A 21,580-nucleotide genomic window follows, 5' to 3' on the forward strand; every position below is an offset into this window, starting at 1 on the left:
CGCGGCCCGGTGAGGCCAAGCCCTCCCACCTTCGGGCAAGCCGTCCGCTACGAGGCCCCGTCGACGAAGATCGCTCGGGGCTGCCGGCCGAATCCTCCATCAGCTGCCTCCCACGACCGTTCCTGCGCCGTGACACCGCCTCCTACCACCGGTGCGCGGAGGGCTGTTTCCTCGGCGTGGCACTTCGTCGAATACCTGCCAACAACCGACGCCGAGGCGACGGTGATCCAGCGCCGCGATCCTCGTCGCCATGCCACGCACAGCCGGGGACTGCGCGTCCGCACGGCCAACTTCACACTGCCAGGCGTGGACGGTCATCCGACGTGGGCCTGGTCGAGTGCGCCCTGCAGCGACCTGCGATATCCGTCGCTCGTATAGGTCGCACCGCTGACCGTGTCGACGTTGGCGCTTTGAGCAGCCAGCACAGCGGATCGCAGCCGTGGCAGCGCCGCCGCGCTGATCTCGGCGTCGCGGTCATCGGCGTCGGGCCAGTGCAGGGCCCGGACGTCGACGATCGTGCGGTCCTGCAGCCGGACCTCGACCTGGACCGGCCCGTAGCGGGTGCGGATTACCGGTCCGTCGATCGTGCGGGTGTCGGCTGGCGGTCCGGAGCCCAACGGCTCGGGGCCGGCGGGCGTCATCACGATCGCGGCGGGCGGCGCGGCGACGGTCGCGCCGAGGCTGGTGCGGTAGCTGAACAGCAGGATCATGACGGCGACGGTCGCGGTGATCCACAGGGTCAGTCGCAGCATGTCAGCGTCCGGATGCTCACCGTGCGAATCTCTCCGTGTGGATGCGGTCGGCGGGCATACCGCTCGCGCGCAGGTCGGCGCGGACGGCGGCCGTCCAGGCCGGTGGCCCGCACAGGTAGGCCTCCCGGACGGTGACGTCCGGCACGAGACGGCGCAGCCCTCCGGGAGCGTCGAGGCCGGCCGGGAGCCACGATCCGGACGGGGACCGCTGACCCTCCAGGTAGGTGACGGCGACCCCGTAGCGGCGATGGAAGTCGTCGAGCTCGGTGCGGAACACGGCGTCGGCGCGGCGCCGGACGCGGTACAGCAGCACGGTGTCGGGTGCGGCGAGGTCGTCGAGCAGGGCCCGGATCGTCGTGATGCCGACGCCGGCGGCGATCAGCAGCGGCGGTCGACCGCTTGCCCGGTCGGTAGTGAGCGACCCGTACGGGCCTTCGACGAGCACTCGGGTGCCGGGCCGCAGCGAGCGGACCCGGCGGCTGCCGTCGCCGAGATCCTTGACGGTGATGCGGAGCACGTCCGGCGCCGGTCGGGCCGACAGCGTATAGGGGTGCGCCCGCGACCAGCCGGGGCCATCGAGGAACCGCCACAGCAGGAACTGGCCGGCCCGGGCCGGTAGCCGGTCGAGCCGGTGTCCCCGCAGGTACACCGAGGCAACGCCCGGCGCTTCGGCGACGACCTGATCGACCCGAAGCCGGTGGTACACCGAGCGCCACAGGGGCAGCGCGAGGCGGCACACAACGACGGCCAGCAGTGCGGCGGTGTACAGGCCCCACCAGTACACCGTCGCCAGGGTCGATGCGTTGAAGTCCGCGCCCGTCCACAACTGGTGCGGCAGGGCCAGACCGACACCGAGGTACGCGTAGAGGTGCAGCAGATGCCACGTCTCGTACCGCAGCCGCCGCCGGGCGGCCCGTACCGACAACACCACGACCAGCACGAGCAGCGCGGTGCCGGCGGTGGCCAGCAGCATCCCCGGATACGTGACGATGAGCTCCCAGCCGGTGCCGACAAAGTCGGCCCCGTCAGTGTGCGCATAGCCGGCCGTGATCAGCACGACGTGGGCGACCATCAGCCAGCACGATCCGAATCCGGCGAGCCGGTGCGACCGCGCCAGCGCGTCCTGGCCGAATCGGCGTTCCACCCAGGGGATTCGCGCCATCGACAGGACCTGCAGCAGCAGCAGATCCGACCCGAGCAGCCCGGTCAGCCGCCCCAGACCGGTCAGCGGCCCGTCGCGCAACGCGCCGTTGCCGACCCACAGCCCGAGCACCACCAGGACGCTGATCGCCGCGGCCGCCCAGGCCGCCCCGCGCCACCACGGCGGCGGCGGGGGCGGCAGCGGGCGACGGGCCCCGGCCAGGCGGACCCGGCCGGTGGCGGAGGGCCGAATCGGGTTCATGCCGGTAAGTGTGCGAACCGCAGATCGGAGAACTCGAAGAATAAGTTTCGTATTCTTGCGCGGCACGCCGTTTGCATTGCGCGCAATGGTGCAATGTCATGTAGGCGACTGGCAAATTCGAGCCGTCGTGTCAGGCTGTCGTCAAATCCCAGGTGCGGAAAAGGGCGGCGTGCATCCATGATCAAGCGATGGTTGATTACCGGTTGTTCGAATGGTCTCGGCCGGGCCCTGGCCGAGCGGCTCGCCGCCGAAGGTGACCAGGTGCTGGCCACCGCGCGGCGCCCGGAAACCCTGGACGACCTCGCCGCACGGTTCCCGGGCAGTCTGCGGACCGCCGAATTGGACGTGCGCGACCCGGATCAGTGCCGGTCCGCCGTCGATCGGGCGCTCGCCGCTTTCGGTGGTATCGACATTCTGGTCAACAATGCGGCGTACGGGCAGTTCGGTGCGCTCGAAGAGGTCTCCGACGCGCAGCTGGCCGCGCAGTTCGACACCAACGTCTTCGGCTCCTGGCGATTGACCAGGGCCATTCTGCCCAGCTGGCGCACGCAGGGCGGAGGGCATGCGATCTTTGTGAGCTCGGTCGCGGGCCTTGTCGCATTCCCGGGGCTGGCCGCATACAACGCCAGCAAGTTCGCGCTCGAAGGGGCCGCGGAGACGCTGGCGGTCGAGGCGGCGCACCTCGGCGTCAAGGTCACCATTCTGCAGCCGGGCGGTTTCGCCACCGGATACAGCGCCGCCCTGAGCGCGCCGAGCGAACGTATCGACGCTTACGCCCCCATCATGGACGGCGCCTTCGAGGCAATGAGCAATATGAATTCCAACCCGGCGATCAACTCGCCGGAGCTGTTCGCCGAAGTCGTCTGGCGAGTCAGCCGGATGCCGTCGCCGCCGCTGCGGCTGCCGATCGGGCTCGACGCCGAAGCGATGCTGAAGTCCGCCTACGCAGACCGGCTCGACGAGTTCGACAAGGTCATCGCGGCCCGGCAACACACGGACGGCTGATCCCGAGGCCCGGGTGGTCAGGGCGGGGTGGCCCGCTGACCGTCACCGCCGGCCCGGAGGCTGCCGACCATACTGCCGAGCAGATAGGTGACCCGGCGGACCATCTCGGCGTCGCGGGCCGGGTCGCCGGCGTCCAGCCATTCGAGGAATGCCTCGTCGACGGTGGTACCGACGACCCGGGCCATCCAGGAGCGCAGGACCGGGTCGGCCGGGCCGAGCATGTCCTCGATGCGGGCGTGGGCCGCGGCCTTCACCTGCGCGACGTAGTCGGCGAACTCGGGCTCGTGGGCGGCGTGGCGCAGCAGGAGGCGATAGGCGTCGGGGGACTCGCGGGCGATCGCGAACTCGGCGGCCAGGGTGAGCTCGGCCTGGCGGAACGCGGCCGCGTGGTCGGCCGGGTCGACGGGCGCGGGCGGCGGCACGACGGTCTCGAGGCGCCGGCGGAGCTGGTCGAGGATGGCCAGGTACAACTCCTGCTTGGAATTGAAATGGCGGTAGATCACCAGCTTGCTGACCTTCGCCCGGGTCGCGATGTCCTCCATCGTGGTGCGGGTGTAGCCCTGCTCGCCGAAGATGGACGCCGCGGCGCGCAGGATGCTGGCGGCCCGTTCAGGGGCCGGGAGCAGGCGGCGGCGGGGCGGGGTCGGCGGCATCACGTCCAATGATCGCCCACCGGTGCCCGGCGCCGCGACTCGGCCGGGGGCGGGCGGACAGCAGCAGGACGACCAGGCCGGCGAAGACTGCGGCCGATCCGGTGATCTCCAGCCCGTTGGCGACCCGGACGTAGAGAGGCCAGTCGGCGCGTTGCGCCAGGGGAATCCAGCCGTTGCCGGCGGCGAGCGTCAGGGTCAGCCAGGCCCAGGCCCGGCGCCGGGGCGGGCCCAGCATCGCCGCGAGGCCACCGAGCAGGACGGCGTGCAGCAGGCCGCGCAGGACCTCGGCCAAGGCGATGATGCGCTCGTCGGGGATGGTGAACGTGGTGCCGGCGCGCGTGTAGTAGCTGTGCATGAACGGGGCGTCGGCGGCGGCGAAGCCGAGGTACACCGGCACCCAGAGCAGCGCGGTCACCAGGGTGCGGCCGGTCCAGGACCACCAGGGACGGGTGGCCAGGGCGGTCCGCAGCGGTCGGGGGACGGCCGCCGCGGCGGGCGCGCGGCGCCATCCGGTGGCCGGCACCGCGGCGCCGGCCGCCAGGAGCGCGCCGGTGAGCAGGATCATCGGAGAGACGCCCCGGACGAAGAGCACCGCCTCGACGGCGTTGCTGAGCGTGGTCAGCGCATACAGGAGCGTGAACAGCACCAGGAACCGCCGGGCCGGCGGGAGCGGGAGCCGCCGCCCGAGCGGCTCGAACGCGGCTGCGGCGACGGCGCCTGCGGCGATCGTCCACAGCAGCGCCGCCAGGGCCGGCGGGCGGCCCTGGCGCAGCAGCGAGGCCGCGATGCCGGCGAGGGTGTAGCCGGCGACGATCCACGCGCCGGCCGTCAGCCGGTGGCGCCACAGCAGGGGAGCGGGCATCGACGACTCCTGTAACTCGATGGTGTTAACTAGTCGGGTAACACTAAAGAGTTCATCGTCAATGGCGCAAGGGAGTCCCGTTGGAACGCGCAGCCCTTGGCGCCCCGCCCAGCCCGGCGGAGCGCCTCGTGTTCTTCTCCGACGCGGTGGTGGCCATCGCCATCACCCTGCTGGCCCTCGAACTACCGGTGCCGGAGGGGCGCACCGACGCCGAGTTCCTGCACCGGGCCGCCGAGCTGCGCGGCGACTACGCGGCGTTCCTGATCAGTTTCGCCGTCGTCGGCACGCAGTGGTTCGTGCACAACCGGCTGCTGGCCGGCGTGACGAGCATCGGCGGCCGGCTGCCGCAGTGGAACCTGTTGTGGCTGCTGACGATCGTCGCGACGCCGTTCGTCACCCGCGTGCTCACCGCGGACGGTGCGTTCGCCGCCCGGTTCGCGACCTACGCGGCCACGCAGGCGCTCTCCGGCATGTTCCTCTGGCTCATGCTGCGCAGCGTCGTCCGCGCCGACCTCCTGGACCCGGACCGCACGATGGCGGCCGCGCAGCGCCGGCTGGTCGCGATGACCGTCGCGTTCCTGATCTCGATCCCGGTCGCGCTTGTCACCCACTGGGCGTACCTGTGCTGGATCGCCGTGCCCCTCGTCGCCCGCGCCGGCGCCCTGGCCGACCGGCTCCGGGCCGCACCCGGGCCGGCGCGATGGCGTCGCCGATCGGCTCGGTGGAGGGGGGATGCAACGGAGTAGCCGAAGCGCGCTCCCGGGCGACGGCTGCCGACCCGGCGCACCGGTCTGTGCCGTGCCGAACGTGCTCGGCAGCGTCATCGCGCTCGCGGTACGGCGGCATCTCGCGGCGCCACGAGGTCGCCGCCACCGACCGCGCGGCCGAATTCGCCTTCCGGCGGACGTGCTCGGCTGCGTCGGCAAGTGCGAGGACGACCGGCAACGCCCAGCGTGGGTACGGGATCGGGTCGGCGTCGATCCAAAGGTGGGCCCGAAACTCACGAGCATCGGAAACTACCCGAACGGGAATAGTTCCCGGACTGGCCGACAAATCGCAGGTCCTGCTGGCGGAGCTTCATGCCACCGCCGTCAGGGGCCACGGCACGGGTCAGGCCCAGCCCGGCGGTCGGCTGGAGCGACGTTCAGTAGCGGGACCGGGCCTCAGACGGCTACCGGATCTGCCGATGAGCGGACACCGAACAGAACGGCCAGCCTGCATCAGCCGAAAGCGCCTAATTGATTCAGCTTCGAGTACTAATGGAATCAACTCCGCCAAACTGACGTCACGTAATCTGATAATTCTGCCGCGTTGACAGGGCAGAAGCGATCTAAGATATCAACCATCGGCATTTCGGCTAACCCCCGGTGGGATGATCGGCCGCTGACTATGCACTCCGTAAATCCGAGCGATCGCTCGTGCGATAGCTTTGGCTGTAGCGCCCTTGCCCCGTATTGCTCGAACCTGCCGCCCGGCACGAATGCGGCGATTCAACCTATCTCGTACCGCGGCCTGCTGGGACTTGGTGCCATCAACATACTTCAGAGAGAGATCGACGATATCTTCATGCGATGCTAAAAGCTGTTCAGCCTTCGCGGGATCCACTGGATAGCCTCTGGTATCCGGGAGCCAGTCCCTGCGCCCTCGAACCTCTCGGACTGACCAGTCGACAGGTTCATGCAGTAGGTGCGCCAGATCTTCAAAAAAAGTGTCGGCATGCGCGAGATCCACCCACCTATTTAGTGGCCAGAAAATGTCTCCACCTGCGGCTGCGAATCTCGCCCGCAATTCGTCCTGATCGTACCACTGAGACATCATTGCAACGACAAGCATATCGGCGATGCTCGCTTTTTGCTCCTCAAGCGAAATGGCTCGCCCCGTGCTCTCCTTAAGGAACTCCGCTATACTGCTCTCCCCGCGAACGGTGCGCGCAAGCCTCGTAATGGCGATTCCGGAATATTGATCCGGACTGTATGAACGTCGGTCGTGCGCATCTAGCACGATCGCGTCGAGATCCCGAAACGGCAAATTCACCGCTTCTTGAAAATCTACGCGAAATCGGACATCAATTCCCAAGTTGGGAGTGAGTGTTGCAGCCAGGCCTTCCCGGAGTTCAACCAAGTCGTCGACGATAGCAACGCGCAGCATGCGCAATTCAGGCGGCATGGCTCTCACGATCGTTTAGAATCGCCTCCGCTCGATCAAGCTCAGCTTGTACTAACTTGAACTCCGTTACTGTCAACAGCCGCCCTTCCTCTCCGTGAAGACGCGTTCGAATCGCATGAGTCTGATGTCGGAGCCAAGCCCTGGCTTGCGCGCGGCCCTCCTCGGCCTGAATCGAAGCGCGCTGCCGCAACAAAGCGCGCCGGCGCGCCGTATATTGTTCTGCTATTCCATTCGCGACTGCATGCGCAGCCGACGCTGAAACAGCCGGCGCCGCAATCCATATTGCGTCCGAGACCAGTGTGCGCAAGTTACCCGCCTTACTAGCACAGAGAGCGAGAATACCCAAGGTCGACGCCGCACCCACAAACTTTGCAGAGCGGCTTAGATCGGACCAGTAGGCGCCTAGCACGTGGGCCATGGCAAAGGTACCGAATCGGCCTGGAGTGGATCGCAAAGAAGAACGGTGCGCGGATTGGGCCTCGGCTATTGAGCCAGCGGCTGCCATGGCTAGCGCAAGCGGCAAAACGGACCGATGTCGCAACGGATGCAAACTGTGCCCGCGATACCAGATTGCTGCAGAGAGTCCGAGTAGTCCAAGACTTCCAGCCGTCTTGGCAAGTAAAACGCTGGCTGACCTATTAAGTGGAACGAAATTTAGAATCGCTGCGGCTATTAAACCGATGAACCTCGCGTCGAAGGTCCATGATGGTAGTATCTCAACTCCCCGCTCCAGTTCAAGTGAACACGAGAATCTACCATCAGTCAACTTTAAATACGCTCCCCTTCCTAGCGATACGGACAGCTTGACTGCGCCCAGAAATGGTTGATTCTTCAAAACTACAGTAAGCTTATCGACGAGCGCTGTTGGTATGACTGTTTCTGAAATTCGGTCGTCAGCCAACTGAACGACAACCCCGTCAGCAAGCCGTGGGTTGAAAATGCGCATGTTCACCTCCTGGACCGCTTCCGCTAGCGTCCAGTAACTGCGCTCCTCAAGGCCTGCAGCTCTAAGATTTTTACCCTTTCCGACGAAACGCATCCGCGAGCGCGCAGCTTGCTTCACGTTTCGCAAGTACTCTTCTTCGGGTGGGAACGACGCAAACTCTCTTTCGACCGATCGGGAGCGTGCCCTAGCGAAGAAGAGCAGCCTCACCGCGTGTTCGAGATACTCTCCGACTGGAGTTTGGCCGTCGGCGAGTTCGATTTGCCAGCCCGATGCGAAGGCAGATTCCAAGGCTGCGGTGGTGTATTGCTCGTCTTGCTGGAGGGCTGCCTGTATTTCCTCGCGCTCAAGCCAATTGAGCAACAGGCCAGGTAATACACCCAAAGAAGCCAACAGCAATGGGGCAACCCGTACCCTCCTGTCGGCTAGCATATCCGTAGTTATTTGGATCACGACTGGTGTCAGTACATCGATTGCAAGATCCCAATCTTTGGCGCGAAATCCTGCCTCCAACGAAAGTTCAAGTTGGCGCGAGGCACCGATCAGCGCAGATTCTGCGCTATCGATTGTCAACTGTGTCCACAAGGCCGCGTCAATTGCTCCACAGATCAGTGAAAGGACCCTGGTTTGTACGGATCTGCCTGTTTGCCGAGAGACGCCAGCTAAATAGACATCCGTTATAGCGCCCAGCGCAGTGACTGCCATATCGACCCCGAGTCTCCCCGTCCCCATGCGCGAGACGAGAGGCCATACCCGACGAGGGACTGAAAAGGCGTAGAAGATCTGAGGCTGCGCCGCTGCAAGCGCAGAAGGGGCTGACGGAGGCAAGGTAATACGGTGATCAAAAACCGAGCCCTCATCCACACGCCGTTCTTGATGCCGCACAGTTTTCGCCCCCAACTGTGCGGCACTTGCATGGTCTCTTTGGGCTATGAGCGGCGCTACAGCCTTGGAGGACATCATGGACCGCACGATCGCTACAGTCGTCGCTGTTTCGACGCTGGTCATCCAGATTCGTTACCTCGCTCGGCAAGTCCACCTGACGGTCGCGCAGGTCCGAAAGACTCTCGCCGCCTTGCGGCGTGCCCGGAAGGCTGGTCGCCGGCGAGCCTGATAGCTCGTCCTTCGGCCGCCGCCTCGGCGCAGATCCGGGCGGCGGCCGCCACTCGTTTATGCTTTCCGGCCGCTCGTGTTCTCCTCGAGATCCCGGCGTAGCTCTTTGGGGAGCGAGAAGAGAAGATCCTCTTCGGCTGCGACGACATCTTCAATGTGCTCAAAGCCGTGATCAACGAGGTACGCAATGACGTCCTGCACCAAAACTTCCGGAACGCTCGCACCGGAGGTTAGCCCGACCGTTTCCACGGCATCGAGCCATGCATCATCGATCTCGCTCGCGTTGTCGACTCGATGGGCTGAACGTGCCCCATACTCCAGCGCGACCTCAACGAGGCGTACAGAGTTTGAGGAGTTGCTTGATCCGACGACGATGACCAACTCGGATTGCCTCGCCATCTTCTTCACCGCGTTTTGACGATTTTGGGTCGCGTAGCAGATGTCGTCGCTGGGTGGATCCTGCAATCTTGGGAACCGTTCACGCAAACGTTCCACTGTGGCTGCAGTTTCGTCGACCGAAAGGGTCGTCTGAGACAACCAGACCACTTTGTTCGGATCGCGAACAACGACCCGTTCGACATCGCCAGGACCATCCACGACGTGGATGTTCTGTGGGGCCTCGCCAGCAGTACCCTCTACTTCCTCGTGGCCGACATGACCGATAAGAAGAATGTCATAGTCGTCCGCGGCGAACCGGATGGCCTCCTTGTGCACCTTGGTTACCAGCGGACAAGTGGCATCAATGGTGCGCAGTTCACGACGTTTGGCGGCCTCATGAACACTCGGAGCAACTCCATGCGCCGAGAAAATGACAAGTGCGCCTTGGGGAACCTCATCTGTGTCGTCGACGAAGATCGCCCCCCGCCGCTCAAGCACTTCAACGACGTGTTTGTTGTGTACGATCTGTTTGCGTACGTATACCGGCGCCCCGTAGCGTTCGAGCGCCTTTTCGACCGCGACGACTGCTCGATCTACGCCAGCACAGTACCCGCGCGGCGACGCGAGAAGGATTCGCTTAGTCATGTTCGTGCCTCTCGTTGTTGGTTGCGAGTTGCACTGCCCGCGGCGGAGTATACAGCCTCGGTGGCGTCCGTATTGTCGTTGATCTTTCAGCTCAAAGGCGCGCGCTCGACGCAGCAGTGGGTGCCCACCGATCAGACGATCCTAGTTCTTGATCGTTATTGCGTCACCGTTCATGACGCTGGCATCGCGTCTGTCGCATGATCACGTTTACGCTCATGCCGCTGCGGGAGCGCGGCGATCGGCTAGGGCTCGTTACGGAACGTGAATGCACCTGGCGACGTCGGAACGTCCGATCCCGCGTTGTCCAGTTGATGTGGAACGGCATCTTGGCCGCTCAGTCGACGCGGATGTGTAACGCCGTGGTATTCGGTTCATCGGCAAAGCGTGCGGCGAACTCATCCTGCAGGGAGAACAGTTCCGCTGTGGGCGCCGGACGACGGGTGGTTGCGGCGAGGTCCTGTTGTGCTTCGCGTGACCACAGGAAAGGGTAGACCGTCAAGCCGTGCGACAGCGGTAGCGCTCGGGTCTCCGCCTGCCAACCCTTCCACCGCAATGCAGCGTAGAACTCTGCGGTACCGCCCTCGGCGATCCACGTCAGCCAGGTGCCATGACCTGCACCGCAGGGCTCCCACGTCAACGAATCGGAACCGAAGTAGCACACCTCGCCGGCGTCTCCCGGACGGCCGATCGCCGCTGGATCGGCTCCGTTGACCTCGAACCGCCCACCAAGCACATCATGACCAACCAAGAGCGAAGCAGGCGGCCGGCCACCGCCAGGCAGGCCGTTGGCCTGTGCCAGCGACGGCAGGCCGGCCGCATCGCCGCCGCCGAGCACCCTCAGCCAACCGTCCTCGACGAGCAACCCACCTGTGTGCAAGGCCAGAGCGCCGAGCCGGGACCTGGTGGACACCTGCAGTCGATACAGGCAATTACGACCGGCCTCGGCGGCAACCGGCAGAATGACGATCTCCGGATTCGACAGCAGCTCCGCCTCCAGCGCGGGCCACGCCGACTCCGGCGCCGCCGTCAACTCTTCTACACTGCGCACCCGATCATCATGCCTCGCGTACGAGATAGAACCCGTGGCAACGGTCAGCCCAACGAGATCTTGGTTTACGCTCATGCCGCCGTTCGTGCGCGGCAACCAAACAAGGTTGTCACGGTCGGTCGCGGTGATGCTGGTCGGCCGGCTCGCGACTCTGCCGAAGAGCGCGCACCTGATCATGGATGCCTCTGCCGGCGTTGCGAGGCCGGCTGGATTTCCGGCTCGGCCTGCCAGCCGGCGCCGTGTCAACCTGGAGCCGGTCCGCCCGCGCAACGGCCGCTCAGCAGCCGGCCACGGTGTGCTCCAGGGCGATGAAGGCGGCGCCGCGGGCGATGTCGTCACCGGTGTCGAGGCTGGCGGCCCCGGCGGCGACGTAGCCGAGTCCGGCTGGGTCGAGCCACCAGCAGCACCGCCACGACGGGCAGACTGCGACGCACGGTCGCCCCTTCGCTCATCCGGGCATCACGGCCGGATGATGGGGAACCCACCGCCCGGTTCACGGACACTTATGCTGCCGGGTGTGGTAGACCATCCAAAGCCGGCAGGGTACGGACTTGTCATGCTCCGAATCCGCAGCGTCCAGGACGACGACGGCCGCGCACCCGAGCGCAACTGGCCACAGCCGGCGGAGGGCGAAGGTCTCTGGGCCACCCCGTTGGGCGACGGCCTATACCGGCTCGAGAATGTCCCGTGGTTCGACCCGAACTCTGCCATCTACGACGTCGTCACAGCCGTCGAGTTCGAGGGCACACGCTGGGTCATGCAGAAAGCTCAGTGGTCCGGCCACCTCACCATCTGGGTGACCCGATGCGACCCGGCCGCGGTACTCGCCACATTCGCTGAACTCGGCGTCACCGGTGAGAGCGCGGCACCGGCTTACGACCTGGCGGCGTTGGACATTCCACCGGACGCGGACTTCCGGGCCATCCGCGGAATGCTGCGCGCGGGAAAGGCCGCTGGAACCTGGGACTTCCATGAGGCGTGCGTGTCCGCCGAGTGGTCCAATGTGGACACCAGCACCGCACCGTAAGCGATTCGAGTACGTCGCCGCCAGCACAGCTTGAATCGTCTCCTGTCGGCTTCCTCATCTGCCGCAACGCGCTCGCTGCTCGGTCGCGTGCTGGGCTTGGCTACAGCGCCGGGCCGCCCGTGCGCATGATCGCGATGCCGGCGGCAGCTGCCGTGAAGGCGTCGGCGAGCTTGGCGATGTTATCGACTTAATCCCACTGGACCAGCTCGCCATTCGACTTGATCTCGAACTGGAAGCACTGCAGGGCCCTGGTAACGAAGACACCGTACCGGCCGTTGTCCTCGCCCTCGATCAGCCCCGCGAGCAGAACTTCGGAGTGGAGCAGGCCGTGCCCGGCCAGCAAAGCCCGCAGATCTGCGAAGTCAGGATCGTGGCGCAGCATCTCCGTGAGCTCCCCGACCTCGAAACGTCGTTGCGTCTCAACGCGGTCCGAATCATGCGCACTCATACCTCATGATCCTGCAATGTCGCCACGGAATCCGCCGTTCTCGCCGCAACGCTCCCGCTGATCGGCGAACCGCGGGCCACGACGCACGTCGTCAAACGTGTTCAATCACGCAGTCACATCCGTCCCGGCACCGATTGGAGTGCGCGCTCATGGCCCCCCTGCGCTCGTTGACCGGGAACCAGGTAGCGCGGGCTTGCAGGGCGGAGCGGCGATGTTGCTGACCATCCGTGACTATGCCGGGCGGGTGCTGTCGAGGGCGAACCACCCGGTGTCGCCGAGGACTCGCAGTGCACCCTTGTCCGACAGCTGATGGCACGCTGTGTCCAGGTCCTCAGGCGCGACGGCGGGCGCAGCGCAGCTGGCGAGGAATTGCTGGATGCGCCAAACGTCGGCGGCCTCGACCATGGCCCCGGTTGCTGGATCGCGACGGAGGTCCACGTCAACCTCACGTCCGCGCCGGTCGGTCATGCGGCAGCCCGCGCCGTGGGCGAGGTACTCGACCCCGGAGGTGGTGGTTCCTTGGCGGCCGAGCACACGGTCCGTTCGGACAGCGCGCATGAGGTCGGCAATTCCGCCGAGGCCGGCGAGGTCACCGAGCAGTGCTGCCCTGATCTCGCAGTAGGCAGCGAGGAAGGTTTGCACCGCCGCGACCGCATCCAAAGGATCTTGAGCCATCGCCCGATTATCTCAATGCCGACCCCACAGGTTTACGCTCATGCCGCCGATGGAGCGCGACGCCCGGCCAGAACCCTTCACCGACGGTAACCGTCCTCGTTGAGGGCGCGACTTCCTGTCATGCCGAAGGGAGTACGCCTGATCGTGGAGCGACTCGGCCAACCCCCTCGGCGAGCCACTCGCGAACCTCCCACCCCTGGCGATGCGATTCACACGCTATCCGGAGTTATAGATCAGCACGAGGAGTGGCTGGGGGTGTTGCGTTGGTGAGCGACCATCGGTGCTATGGCTGGCCGACCGTGAGCGACAACGAGTTGTTCACCCACCAAGACGGAACCACGGAGCGGCTGAAGTTGCGTTTGCGGCAGCACCGACCCCTTGGATGGGCTGAGCTTGAGACACACGGGACCGTCGCGGGCCTACTCGGTCAACTCGGCGCGGAACGGCTTCCGCGGCGGTATCCGATCTATTTCAGCGCCAGCGTTCGAGACGCGCTGAACGATGTGTTGAGCCAGTTGGCCCGCCGCAGCACTTACTTTGACCGGGCATGGATATTACTGAATGCGCGCACCACGAACGCTGCGCCCGCGGCCGGCTTCGTGGCGCTCCTGAGCCTTGCGCAACTGTGCCAGCTGCCTCCTGATATGGGGAGTGCCACGCTTGTCCTTGACAACGACCGGATCATCGAGACCATAGGCGCCGATGGTGCGTTGCCGGGCGGAACCTTGGAGTATCAGGGCGCCGAGTATGTCGGCGACGCGGCCTTTCTCGGTCCTCGGGAGGGCGAGCTAGTGCTGGTCGCCACTCCGTCAACGCCGTACTTTGATCGGATCCGCACGCGCCACTCCTACTACTGCGTGCTCAACCCGATGCATCGGACGAGGGTCACCACCGACTACGTATCCCTTCGCAACCTTTTTCTCCAGCAGGACTACCCGAACGTTCACGCAGCTATCCCGCTTCGTACACTCTTCGACTCGCGGGTGCCTGCGGAACGAATCGTTCTGGACTCCACCACGTTGTTCGCAATCGGACTGCCGCAGGGCGAGCCGGTTGGACTCGCAAACTGCGACGGCACGGCGAATCGGATCAGAAACATACTGTTTGGAAGCCGGCATACCATCGCCCGGGTCGGACGAACCGCAGTGATCGACATCGAGAAGCCGGTAATCCGGCTCCCTGAAGAGATGCTCGATCTTCTCGGGGTAGCGTCGGGGAACCAGGTAATCGTCGAAGCCGTCTCGGTGCAATCGGGACGCAGTAAGGTCGCACGGGCGTCCCTGCGCGCACTGCCGTGGCGTGACCGATCGCCCTTGCTCATAGCCCGAAGTCAGACAGGCGTGCCAGATAACCAGCAGCTCGTAGGCGACGAGGACTTTCCGCAGATCAGCCTGGACCTAGCGACCCGTGAGCGCCTAGGGATTGTGCCTGGTTCGGCCGTGTACGTCAGGCCGGCCGTGAGCAGCCTGCTCGCGCGGGAGTTCAGCTCGGTATCATTCATCCTGATCGCAGCCGTCTTTTCGGCTGCGGCCTTGCAGAGCGCTGCATTGGCGATCGTGTCCGCGTCCATCTATGTACTACTCGCAATGTTCGTTGCTGGTGTTCGTCTTCGTTAACTCAGTACTCAGTGACCCGCCGGCGAGACCAGAAAACCGCTGCCTAGAGCCGTGGTGTCCGCCATCCTCCGTCGTTCGCAATCGGCTCGGAAATGGTTGTGACGCCCGCCTCTCGATCTTGGTTTACGCTCATGCCGCCGATCGTGCGCGCCGACTTGGCCGGTTCCGTCACGCACGGCAACGGAGGTGCGCGCCGGCCGGTGCGCTCAACTGCCGAGATTTTGCGCAAGCACGAAAGAGCTTGTCACCCCGTGTGACGGGCGCGCACGCTGGCCGGTGCGTGACTCTGCCAAATCGCGCGCGTCTCTGAGATCCGGATGTATACGTTGGCGTCCATGGGGGACGCGCCGTGGAAGGTACGGCAGTACTGCTACTTCTGGCTAGCCAGCGAGGTGATCCCTGCAGGGCGGATCACCGAATCCAAACTCCCCATCTACTACCCACCAAACTCCATCACCGTCAGCGACTACATCTACGCACGCGAAAGCTCCAAGCTCCATCTGCTGTCCAAAACCTCCGGATTGTCCACAGTCGTCGCGGACACCACCTGGCTCGCGAATACCACGGGGATCACCACCGACGGGCAACGGCTCTACGCCGCCGACGACACGACAGGTGCGGCCACGATCCGCATCCTCACCGCCCCCTAAGTCAAACGGCCTGGGGCGACGAGAGGGCCGCCCCAGGCCGACACAAACTGTCATAATCCGAACATGCTCCTGCTCTTCGACGGCACCGTCCGGATTCAGTACCGGCAGTTCTACGTCGAGAGCCGGGAACCCGGCATCACCGCTGGCAGCGCGATCGACGCCTACGCCGGACAACGCAACGGCATGTGCGGCGCGGCGACACCGGGCTTTCTATACCTCAACACGGGCAAGAACAGCGGCTATGTCACAGTCCGCGTTGAGCGGCACGATATCCAGCCGCCGATCGACGATGTCTGGGAGGACATCGTCGAAGTCTCGTTCCACCCTGAAACATCAACCGCCCAACTCATGCAATGGGCAGCGGAAGAACGGTGGCCGCTGAACCTCGAACAACAGCACTACCGCGTCAGGTACAACGCACACGGCATGGACTTCAGCGACGAAAGCGCCGACGAACCGGACGAACACTACCTCCTGCAATTCTGGCCCGCGCCCCCAAGACCTGACCGAATCGTCCGGCAGGAGACGAAGACCGCCGCCCACCTCAACACCGGGCGGATCTGGTCGCCGAAACCCGGGCGATACGTTGAGCCCTAACGTTCGCCGGCGCGGGCCCGAACCGGCCTGCACACCTGCGCCTCCGACCGGCGGCAGGTCCTATGTCGCCCTGGCGGACCGGCCGACTACGTCTGCACACCAGCCGCGCTACCACCTCAACCGCGGGACTGAGCTCCTCTGTCAACCGATTGGTGCGGTGTCCGATGAGCGGATAGTGATACCTGCCTGAGATGGCGTTGAGATGGTGCTGGTTGAGGCTTCAGGCATGGGGGATTTTCGGCGTCTGCTTGTTGTGCTGGCAGTGATTCTGGCGGCGTATGCCTCGTTGAGCGGCTGCTACAGGGGGCCGGATCCGGTGCAGTACGCGGCCCTGGCGGTGGTCGATGGTAAGGCGACTGCGGTGGTAGCGCTGTGCGGGCGGTCCACATCGCATCTCAGCGTCTTCCAGGATGACAACAACTCCGCGGACACCGAGTTTCGCTATTGGGCCGTCACGGTCACGGTGCCTTCGCCGGCTCAGGCGGTCGACGTCGAATTGCTCGGCGCGGAACGGGCGGGCTGGCTGATCACCTCGGGGCATGACGACTCTCCCGGGCCGACCGGACTGCACAGCCGGGTGCTGGGATCGTTCGATCCCGGTCACCATTACACGCTCAACGCGTCGAAAGGCGGCCCCGAGGGGACGAGCGCCCCCATGGTCAGCTTCACCACCGAGGATTTCGCCCGGATCGGGGAAGGTCAAGTGCTGGCGCCGATCGACTACCACAAGTTGGATGTCGTCTCTCGCGAGTCCTTCGTCAAGGGGGCCTGCGCCAAGAAGGGCCCGGGGGCCGGCTAGCGCAAACTCTCCAGGTCACCTGGGGCGGCCGGGTTCACCTACCGTCGATCTTGGCAGACGCTCATGGCCGATACGGACACTCAGCTGTCAGCCGGGCGCATCACGGTTGCTCTCAGAGCGTGTCGTCGACTGCCAGGCCGAGGAACCAGCCGGAGCTGAAGCCGAGGATCACAACGATCGCGAAGGCCGTCGCAACGTTGGACCAGAGCTTCGCGCGCTCCGGCCGGCGCTGGACGAACGTGTACACCGCTGCCGCGGTCGCCAGGCCCGCGGCCGCGTAGGTCGCCACGACCAGCGCGAGCACCCAGCCGGTGCGCGCCACCACCACGCGGCCCGACACATCGACCGCGTGGATCTCGAACATTGCGACGCCACACACGAACACAGCGATCAACGCGCGCATGCGGTGCACCAGCAGTGGATTGTCCACGCCTCGACCGTACCGACCGACGTCAATCAGTGAAGACCGCCGCCTTGGCAAGCAGGAGCGATCGCAGACGTCTGCTCATGCCTTCGACCAGGCGCGACGGTTCGCCCGGCGCCCTGATCAGGTGCGCGGATTTGCCGCCGTTGGTGCGCGGCGGCCCAGCAGCATCAAGATCCGAGCGTCGTGAATCGGCGCGGTGGGCGGGCACGTCAGGGCGGTTCGGCGGGCTTCGTTGCGCGCCATCGCCCGGGTGGTGCGCAGGTCTCCGGACACGAACGAACACGACGATGTTGGCGGCGGCCAGTGTCAGCACCGTGCCCAGCGTCAGCCAGAAGCCGATGCCGGTGTGGATCACCTCGCCGACCCGGCTGTCCAGGTTCTTGCCTTCCACCGAAGGCAGATACGTGCCGTAGTGCAGGAAGTTCTGGGTGATCACGGTGCATTGCTGCACCGTGAAGTACGCGGTGGTGGCCAGGAGTGCACCACCGGCACCTGCCACCGCCACGGCTACCGCAGCGGCTACGCGGACCCGCCGGACCAACGCCGGCGTGACGCCGGCCAGGAGCACCACGGCGGTGAACAGTGCCAGAACCTGCGTGCTGCGAGGCATCCGGACGAGCAAATCGGCGCGGGACTGCTGATCCGGTGAGAGCGCCAGGCCACCGGTCGCGTCGAGGTGCTCATGCGCGGCGGCCAGGTCTGAGCCCGTCAAGGACAGGGTCAGCCGGCCCGCCGCCGTTCCCGAGTCGGCGGGCACATCACATGATGCCGTCACGAACGGCAGGATGAGGAACAGCAGCACGGCCAGCAGGAAGCCGGCCGGCGTGATCCGTCGCGTCACCGTGGTCACCATGCATGCACCCTACTCACCTCCATCTATGCCATGGTCATCCCGGCGCGGCCGATTCCGCACGCACTCGAACCGCCCAACGTCCGATCATGCCGCTGTGAGCTCCCGGCGCAGGCTAACGATCATCACCAACGGTAAGCGGGCTTGCCGTACCGGACTTCCGGTCATGGTCGATGCCCGGAAACGTGATCAAGGCTCGGGCCATGCCCGCCGTACGATGCCGACATGACGGTGTACGACATCGCCGCACGGTTGCCGCCCATGGACGTATTGCAGCAGCGGTGCAAGGCGCTCGCGATGCTTGACGCGATCGTTGGAGGCGATTACTACACTTATGACCGCACCCGGGGAGCGGACGAGGTGGCCTCGATGCGCAGTGGCGGCGGAGACGAGTACGACATCGTCTTCACCGCCGATGGTGTCTTCATCCGTGGCGTCTACCACGAGTCGCCGATGTTCAAGTACACAGACGGGCGGCTGTGGCCCGGCTTGCTCGACGGCCTTCCCGAGGAGTTTCGGCCCCGGGTGTCCGAGCCCGCCTTCAGCCTGTATGGCTGGCTCAACGCCAGCTTCGTCCTGTGGCGGCGCGCCGGCGACGAGCGATGGCACGCCGGAGATGACATCGACTTCTCGCCTGCCGATGACGAAGAGGTGGACCCGGACGGCTCCTGGCTGCTCGACATCCTCTTCGACGACATGGCGGATAGGTACTGCGAGTTCGCCCAGGAGGTGCACGAGGTGGTTCTGCCCCTCTCCGCGGCCGGGCACATCGTCGAGTTCCGGCCGCTGACCGATGCGGTGATTCGTGCGCTCAATCCGGAGGCCGAACCGGCTCACGTCCGGGCGGACGCCGGGAGATTCGGGTACCCACTGGCAGCAGCTGCCGGCTCCGATGAAGCACATGAGGAGGGCTCGCCGAGCTTCTAGACGCGCTTGTGTACCGCGATGAATCCGTCACAGAAAGCGATAAGGGTATGGCCGGCCCTGCTCGCGGACAAGCCGCAAGACGCCGCTCGTCACGCGCCGACGAGGATGAAGCGCAAGATCATTTCCGCCGCCAGCGACCGGGCCTATTGCGGAGAGTTACTGCCTGTGTCGCCTCAGGCCCACGCTGTCGCAGCTCGGCGACCCGTACCACGTTGGCTCGCCTACCTGGTTCCTTGCCGGTCTAGCGGGACCCTACGGCGTTGCGGTGGGGTGGGAGTATCGGGCTGTGTGGTTGAATCGGCCGTTCACGGTCCGTGATGCGCTCGCGGCGGTGGCGATCTTCTGGACCGTCGGGGCGTGTCTGCTGGTGGCGGCATGGCGCAGCGGTGTCGCGGAGGACCGAGCCCACCGTGCGCCGACCTGCTCCGAAGGGCAGGCGTTCAAGCCTGTCGAGTGTCAGATCACGATCGACGGCACGATGACCGGGCTGACCCACGATCGGGCGGAGATGGACGTCGGCGGGCGCCGCGCCACCGCGAGGGTCACGCTTTCCGGTGAGATCTCGGATGTGCGGGGCGTCCCAGTGCGGGTGACCTTGTACCGGGGCAAGGTCATCCATATCGAGGGACAGCGTCTGAAGATCGACACGGACGACGCGCCGGCTAGCAGCCACACGGCCCTCCGCAACATCGGTATGTTCTTCATCGTCGGCGGTGCCGTCTTGGCGGGGGTAAACCTGCTGTTGGGATCAATCCGCAGGCGATGGGCCGCGGCGCGTTGACCCAGTCGGCGGCTGCGCCTCGGCTCGTCGGCGTCGGGCTCCTCCTCGAGGGTCATCGGCCAGACTCCGTCGCCGGTGCGCGGCACATCGATCGCAGCGTCGTCCAGGCCTGCATGTGCCGGCCCACCGATGGTGACGGACCGCAACTGTGCTCCGTCCACCCGACGGCCGAGCCCGACCCGGATCCCTGCCGGTACACGCCGACGGCCCCCGGCCGACCGTCACCACGAGGTCACCGCTTGCCACCGGGCGACCGGGAGGAGGGTTTCCTAATCCAGGGTTCATCCGGCCCGGCCCGGTAGGCGCTCGCGCCCGGCTCGAGGTCGAGCACGTCAAGCAACGTACGGTCCCGCTCGGCGGCGTGGTGCAGATGACTGAGCTTGCCCGTGGCGGGGGCGGCATCGCTCGCGCCGATGAGCTGCCAGAGTCCGTCGTCGGCGTCGTGACCGACATACAAGATCGGCTCTGTCCGTGCGAATACCTCACCGGTCTGCATGCTGGTCGTGCCCAGCAGCCAGTGCTTCATCCACCACGCGCGGCGGTCGCGCTCCATGACGCGGTCCACCACCCACCAGATGAACGCCAGGTCCTCGTGCGCGCGGGCCTCGACCGCGGTCAGGTCGGGACCACCCTCGGGCACGCGCTCGAACGGCTCGTCCACGAGCGAGCAGGCGTAACTGTCCCCGTTGTCGAAGACGACGGCGTGGAAGGTGCCACCGCCCGGATTCCCGGCCCCGATCCCCACCGTGAGCTGTGCGACATGATGCTGCGAACCGGTCGTCCAGCCGAACGCATACGACGCGAGCTCACCGTGCGGCCCGACGAACTCGCCGAAGGCGCGCCGCTGCGTATCCGTCCCGACCTGCTGCTCGGTCAGCCTGCCCTCGATCACCTTCAGGTCCACGCGGCCAACCTACAACAGCGCCCAACGCCAGGCCGTCAACGTCCGCATCTGGCGCCGATCGTGCGTGTCGACGCGCGGCTCAAGATTACGACGGTTCAATGTGGGCGGTGATCATGCCAGTCTCCCGAACCCGGCGCGCACGGATCTCCGGAAACGCCAGCACATCAACAGCCGCGGCGTCGGCCTGCTCGGCGGAACCGTGGAGTAAGGACGCGGGGCCGGGCTTTGCCGGTGTCAGCCCGTGAGGCCGGCGTCGTGGGCGAGCAGGGCGATCTGCGTGCGGTTGTTGAGATCGAGCTTGGCGAGCACGCGGGAGATGTGAGCTTTCACGGTGGCCACGCTCATGAACAGTTCGCTGGCGATCTCGGCGTTGGACTTGCCGCGGCCGACGGCGACGGCGACCTCGCGTTCGCGTTCGCTGAGCTGATCCAGCGCGGTGGCGGCGTGCCGTTGCCGGGCGGCGGCGCCGGTGTCGCTGAGGTGGGCGATGAGCTGTCGGGTCACGGTCGGCGACAGGATGGGTTCGCCGGCTGCGACCCGCGATATCGCGCGCAGGATCTCGGCGGGTGGGGTGTGTTTCAGCAGGAAGCCGCTGGCTCCGGCGCGCAGCGCGCGCAGGACGTACTCGTCGGCGTCGAAGGTGGTCAGGACGATGACTTCGGGCGGGCCGGGCCGGGCGCGCAGCTGTTCGGTGGCGGCGAGGCCGTCGAGGGTGGGCATGCGGATGTCCATCAGCACCACGTCCGGAGCGTACGCGTCGACAGCGGCGGCTACTTCGCTTCCGTCACCGGCCTCGCCCACCACGGTCAGGTCGGGTGAGCCGCCGATGACCATCGCCAGGCCCGCCCGCACGAGCGGGTCGTCGTCGACGACGAGGACCCGGACCGCTGCGTTCACATTGGGCTCCTTCTC

23 protein-coding genes are annotated in these 21,580 nt (G+C 65.8%); 9 read left to right on the forward strand and 14 right to left on the reverse strand.

From position 1 onward, the window contains the following. Positions 1 to 314 precede the first annotated feature (314 nt). Both Dvina_RS19180 and Dvina_RS19185 read right to left on the reverse strand, forming a co-directional pair. Entirely contained in the window at positions 315 to 752 is a 438-nt protein-coding gene (locus Dvina_RS19180) for an FMN-binding protein (RefSeq protein ID WP_223103836.1), read from the reverse strand. Positions 753 to 768: 16 nt separating this feature from the next. Next, positions 769 to 2,154, reverse strand: coding sequence for a ferredoxin reductase family protein (locus tag Dvina_RS19185; RefSeq protein WP_223103837.1), 1,386 nt, complete (start codon positions 2,152 to 2,154; stop codon positions 769 to 771). A gap of 177 nt (positions 2,155 to 2,331) precedes the next feature. Between Dvina_RS19185 and Dvina_RS19190 the strand changes: the two genes are divergently transcribed. Beyond that, positions 2,332 to 3,159, forward strand: a complete 828-nt coding sequence (locus tag Dvina_RS19190; RefSeq protein ID WP_223103838.1) for an SDR family oxidoreductase — start codon at positions 2,332 to 2,334, stop codon at positions 3,157 to 3,159. Positions 3,160 to 3,176: 17 nt separating this feature from the next. Here the strand turns inward: Dvina_RS19190 and Dvina_RS19195 are convergent, their stop codons facing one another. Both Dvina_RS19195 and Dvina_RS19200 read right to left on the reverse strand, forming a co-directional pair. Then, positions 3,177 to 3,812 carry a TetR/AcrR family transcriptional regulator gene (locus Dvina_RS19195; RefSeq protein ID WP_223103839.1) on the reverse strand — a complete coding sequence of 212 codons (636 nt, stop codon included), beginning with the start codon at positions 3,810 to 3,812 and terminating at the stop codon, positions 3,177 to 3,179. After that, positions 3,769 to 4,674 carry a hypothetical protein gene (locus Dvina_RS19200; protein ID WP_223103840.1) on the reverse strand — a complete coding sequence of 302 codons (906 nt, stop codon included), beginning with the start codon at positions 4,672 to 4,674 and terminating at the stop codon, positions 3,769 to 3,771. Before Dvina_RS19200 ends, Dvina_RS19195 begins: the two co-directional genes overlap by 44 nt. An 80-nt stretch (positions 4,675 to 4,754) precedes the next feature. Between Dvina_RS19200 and Dvina_RS19205 the strand changes: the two genes are divergently transcribed. Next, positions 4,755 to 5,420 (forward strand): TMEM175 family protein, encoded by a 666-nt coding sequence (locus tag Dvina_RS19205; protein ID WP_223103841.1) that lies wholly within the window; start codon positions 4,755 to 4,757, stop codon positions 5,418 to 5,420. 592 nt (positions 5,421 to 6,012) lie between these two features. Here the strand turns inward: Dvina_RS19205 and Dvina_RS19210 are convergent. From Dvina_RS19210 to Dvina_RS19225, 4 genes are all read right to left on the reverse strand, one after another. After that, on the reverse strand, positions 6,013 to 6,840 hold the full coding sequence (locus tag Dvina_RS19210; RefSeq protein WP_223103842.1) for a hypothetical protein: 828 nt from the start codon (positions 6,838 to 6,840) through the stop codon (positions 6,013 to 6,015). Continuing rightward, complete coding sequence (locus Dvina_RS19215; RefSeq protein WP_223103843.1) at positions 6,830 to 8,791, reverse strand: hypothetical protein; 1,962 nt, start codon at positions 8,789 to 8,791, stop codon at positions 6,830 to 6,832. Before Dvina_RS19215 ends, Dvina_RS19210 begins: the two co-directional genes overlap by 11 nt. Positions 8,792 to 8,953: 162 nt before the next feature. Next, entirely contained in the window at positions 8,954 to 9,919 is a 966-nt protein-coding gene (locus Dvina_RS19220) for a 4-hydroxy-3-methylbut-2-enyl diphosphate reductase (protein WP_223103844.1), read from the reverse strand. Between the two features lie 334 nt (positions 9,920 to 10,253). Further along, complete coding sequence (locus tag Dvina_RS19225; protein WP_223103845.1) at positions 10,254 to 11,144, reverse strand: DUF2625 family protein; 891 nt, start codon at positions 11,142 to 11,144, stop codon at positions 10,254 to 10,256. Positions 11,145 to 11,523: 379 nt separating this feature from the next. Here Dvina_RS19225 and Dvina_RS19230 point away from each other — a divergent pair, with 379 nt between their 5' ends. After that, complete coding sequence (locus tag Dvina_RS19230) at positions 11,524 to 11,994, forward strand: DUF4265 domain-containing protein (protein WP_223103846.1); 471 nt, start codon at positions 11,524 to 11,526, stop codon at positions 11,992 to 11,994. Between the two features lie 187 nt (positions 11,995 to 12,181). On the opposite strand, the gene Dvina_RS19235 is transcribed toward Dvina_RS19230, so the two are convergent. Together Dvina_RS19235 and Dvina_RS19240 are read right to left on the reverse strand one after the other, a co-directional pair. Beyond that, the gene (locus Dvina_RS19235) at positions 12,182 to 12,442 is read right to left on the reverse strand and encodes a hypothetical protein (RefSeq protein WP_223103847.1); all 261 of its coding nucleotides are present in this window, start codon (positions 12,440 to 12,442) and stop codon (positions 12,182 to 12,184) included. A 231-nt stretch (positions 12,443 to 12,673) separates the two neighbouring features. Then, complete coding sequence (locus Dvina_RS19240; protein WP_223103848.1) at positions 12,674 to 13,117, reverse strand: DUF6896 domain-containing protein; 444 nt, start codon at positions 13,115 to 13,117, stop codon at positions 12,674 to 12,676. A gap of 299 nt (positions 13,118 to 13,416) precedes the next feature. Between Dvina_RS19240 and Dvina_RS19245 the strand changes: the two genes are divergently transcribed. The 4 genes from Dvina_RS19245 (at position 13,417) to Dvina_RS19260 (ending at position 16,779) form a co-directional block, all read left to right on the forward strand. Next, positions 13,417 to 14,733 carry a hypothetical protein gene (locus Dvina_RS19245; RefSeq protein ID WP_223103849.1) on the forward strand — a complete coding sequence of 439 codons (1,317 nt, stop codon included), beginning with the start codon at positions 13,417 to 13,419 and terminating at the stop codon, positions 14,731 to 14,733. A 335-nt stretch (positions 14,734 to 15,068) separates the two neighbouring features. Then, positions 15,069 to 15,383, forward strand: a complete 315-nt coding sequence (locus Dvina_RS19250) for a hypothetical protein (RefSeq protein WP_223103850.1) — start codon at positions 15,069 to 15,071, stop codon at positions 15,381 to 15,383. 63 nt (positions 15,384 to 15,446) lie between these two features. Beyond that, entirely contained in the window at positions 15,447 to 15,980 is a 534-nt protein-coding gene (locus Dvina_RS19255; protein WP_223103851.1) for a hypothetical protein, read from the forward strand. A gap of 202 nt (positions 15,981 to 16,182) precedes the next feature. Next, on the forward strand, positions 16,183 to 16,779 hold the full coding sequence (locus Dvina_RS19260; protein WP_223103852.1) for a hypothetical protein: 597 nt from the start codon (positions 16,183 to 16,185) through the stop codon (positions 16,777 to 16,779). 112 nt (positions 16,780 to 16,891) lie between these two features. Here the strand turns inward: Dvina_RS19260 and Dvina_RS19265 are convergent, their stop codons facing one another. Together Dvina_RS19265 and Dvina_RS19270 are read right to left on the reverse strand one after the other, a co-directional pair. Beyond that, positions 16,892 to 17,209 (reverse strand): hypothetical protein, encoded by a 318-nt coding sequence (locus tag Dvina_RS19265; protein ID WP_223103853.1) that lies wholly within the window; start codon positions 17,207 to 17,209, stop codon positions 16,892 to 16,894. A gap of 22 nt (positions 17,210 to 17,231) precedes the next feature. Further along, entirely contained in the window at positions 17,232 to 18,059 is an 828-nt protein-coding gene (locus Dvina_RS19270) for a hypothetical protein (protein WP_223103854.1), read from the reverse strand. A gap of 222 nt (positions 18,060 to 18,281) precedes the next feature. Between Dvina_RS19270 and Dvina_RS19275 the strand changes: the two genes are divergently transcribed. Continuing rightward, positions 18,282 to 18,983, forward strand: coding sequence for a hypothetical protein (locus Dvina_RS19275; protein WP_223103855.1), 702 nt, complete (start codon positions 18,282 to 18,284; stop codon positions 18,981 to 18,983). A 331-nt stretch (positions 18,984 to 19,314) separates the two neighbouring features. Then, entirely contained in the window at positions 19,315 to 19,764 is a 450-nt protein-coding gene (locus Dvina_RS19280) for a hypothetical protein (RefSeq protein WP_223103856.1), read from the forward strand. A 232-nt stretch (positions 19,765 to 19,996) separates the two neighbouring features. Here the strand turns inward: Dvina_RS19280 and Dvina_RS19285 are convergent, their stop codons facing one another. Next, entirely contained in the window at positions 19,997 to 20,668 is a 672-nt protein-coding gene (locus tag Dvina_RS19285; protein WP_223103857.1) for a hypothetical protein, read from the reverse strand. A gap of 234 nt (positions 20,669 to 20,902) precedes the next feature. Beyond that, the gene (locus tag Dvina_RS19290) at positions 20,903 to 21,565 is read right to left on the reverse strand and encodes a response regulator (RefSeq protein WP_223103858.1); all 663 of its coding nucleotides are present in this window, start codon (positions 21,563 to 21,565) and stop codon (positions 20,903 to 20,905) included. Between the last annotated feature and the right edge of the window lie 15 nt (positions 21,566 to 21,580).

This window comes from Dactylosporangium vinaceum, assembly GCF_019904175.1.
Lineage (GTDB): Bacteria > Actinomycetota > Actinomycetes > Mycobacteriales > Micromonosporaceae > Dactylosporangium > Dactylosporangium vinaceum.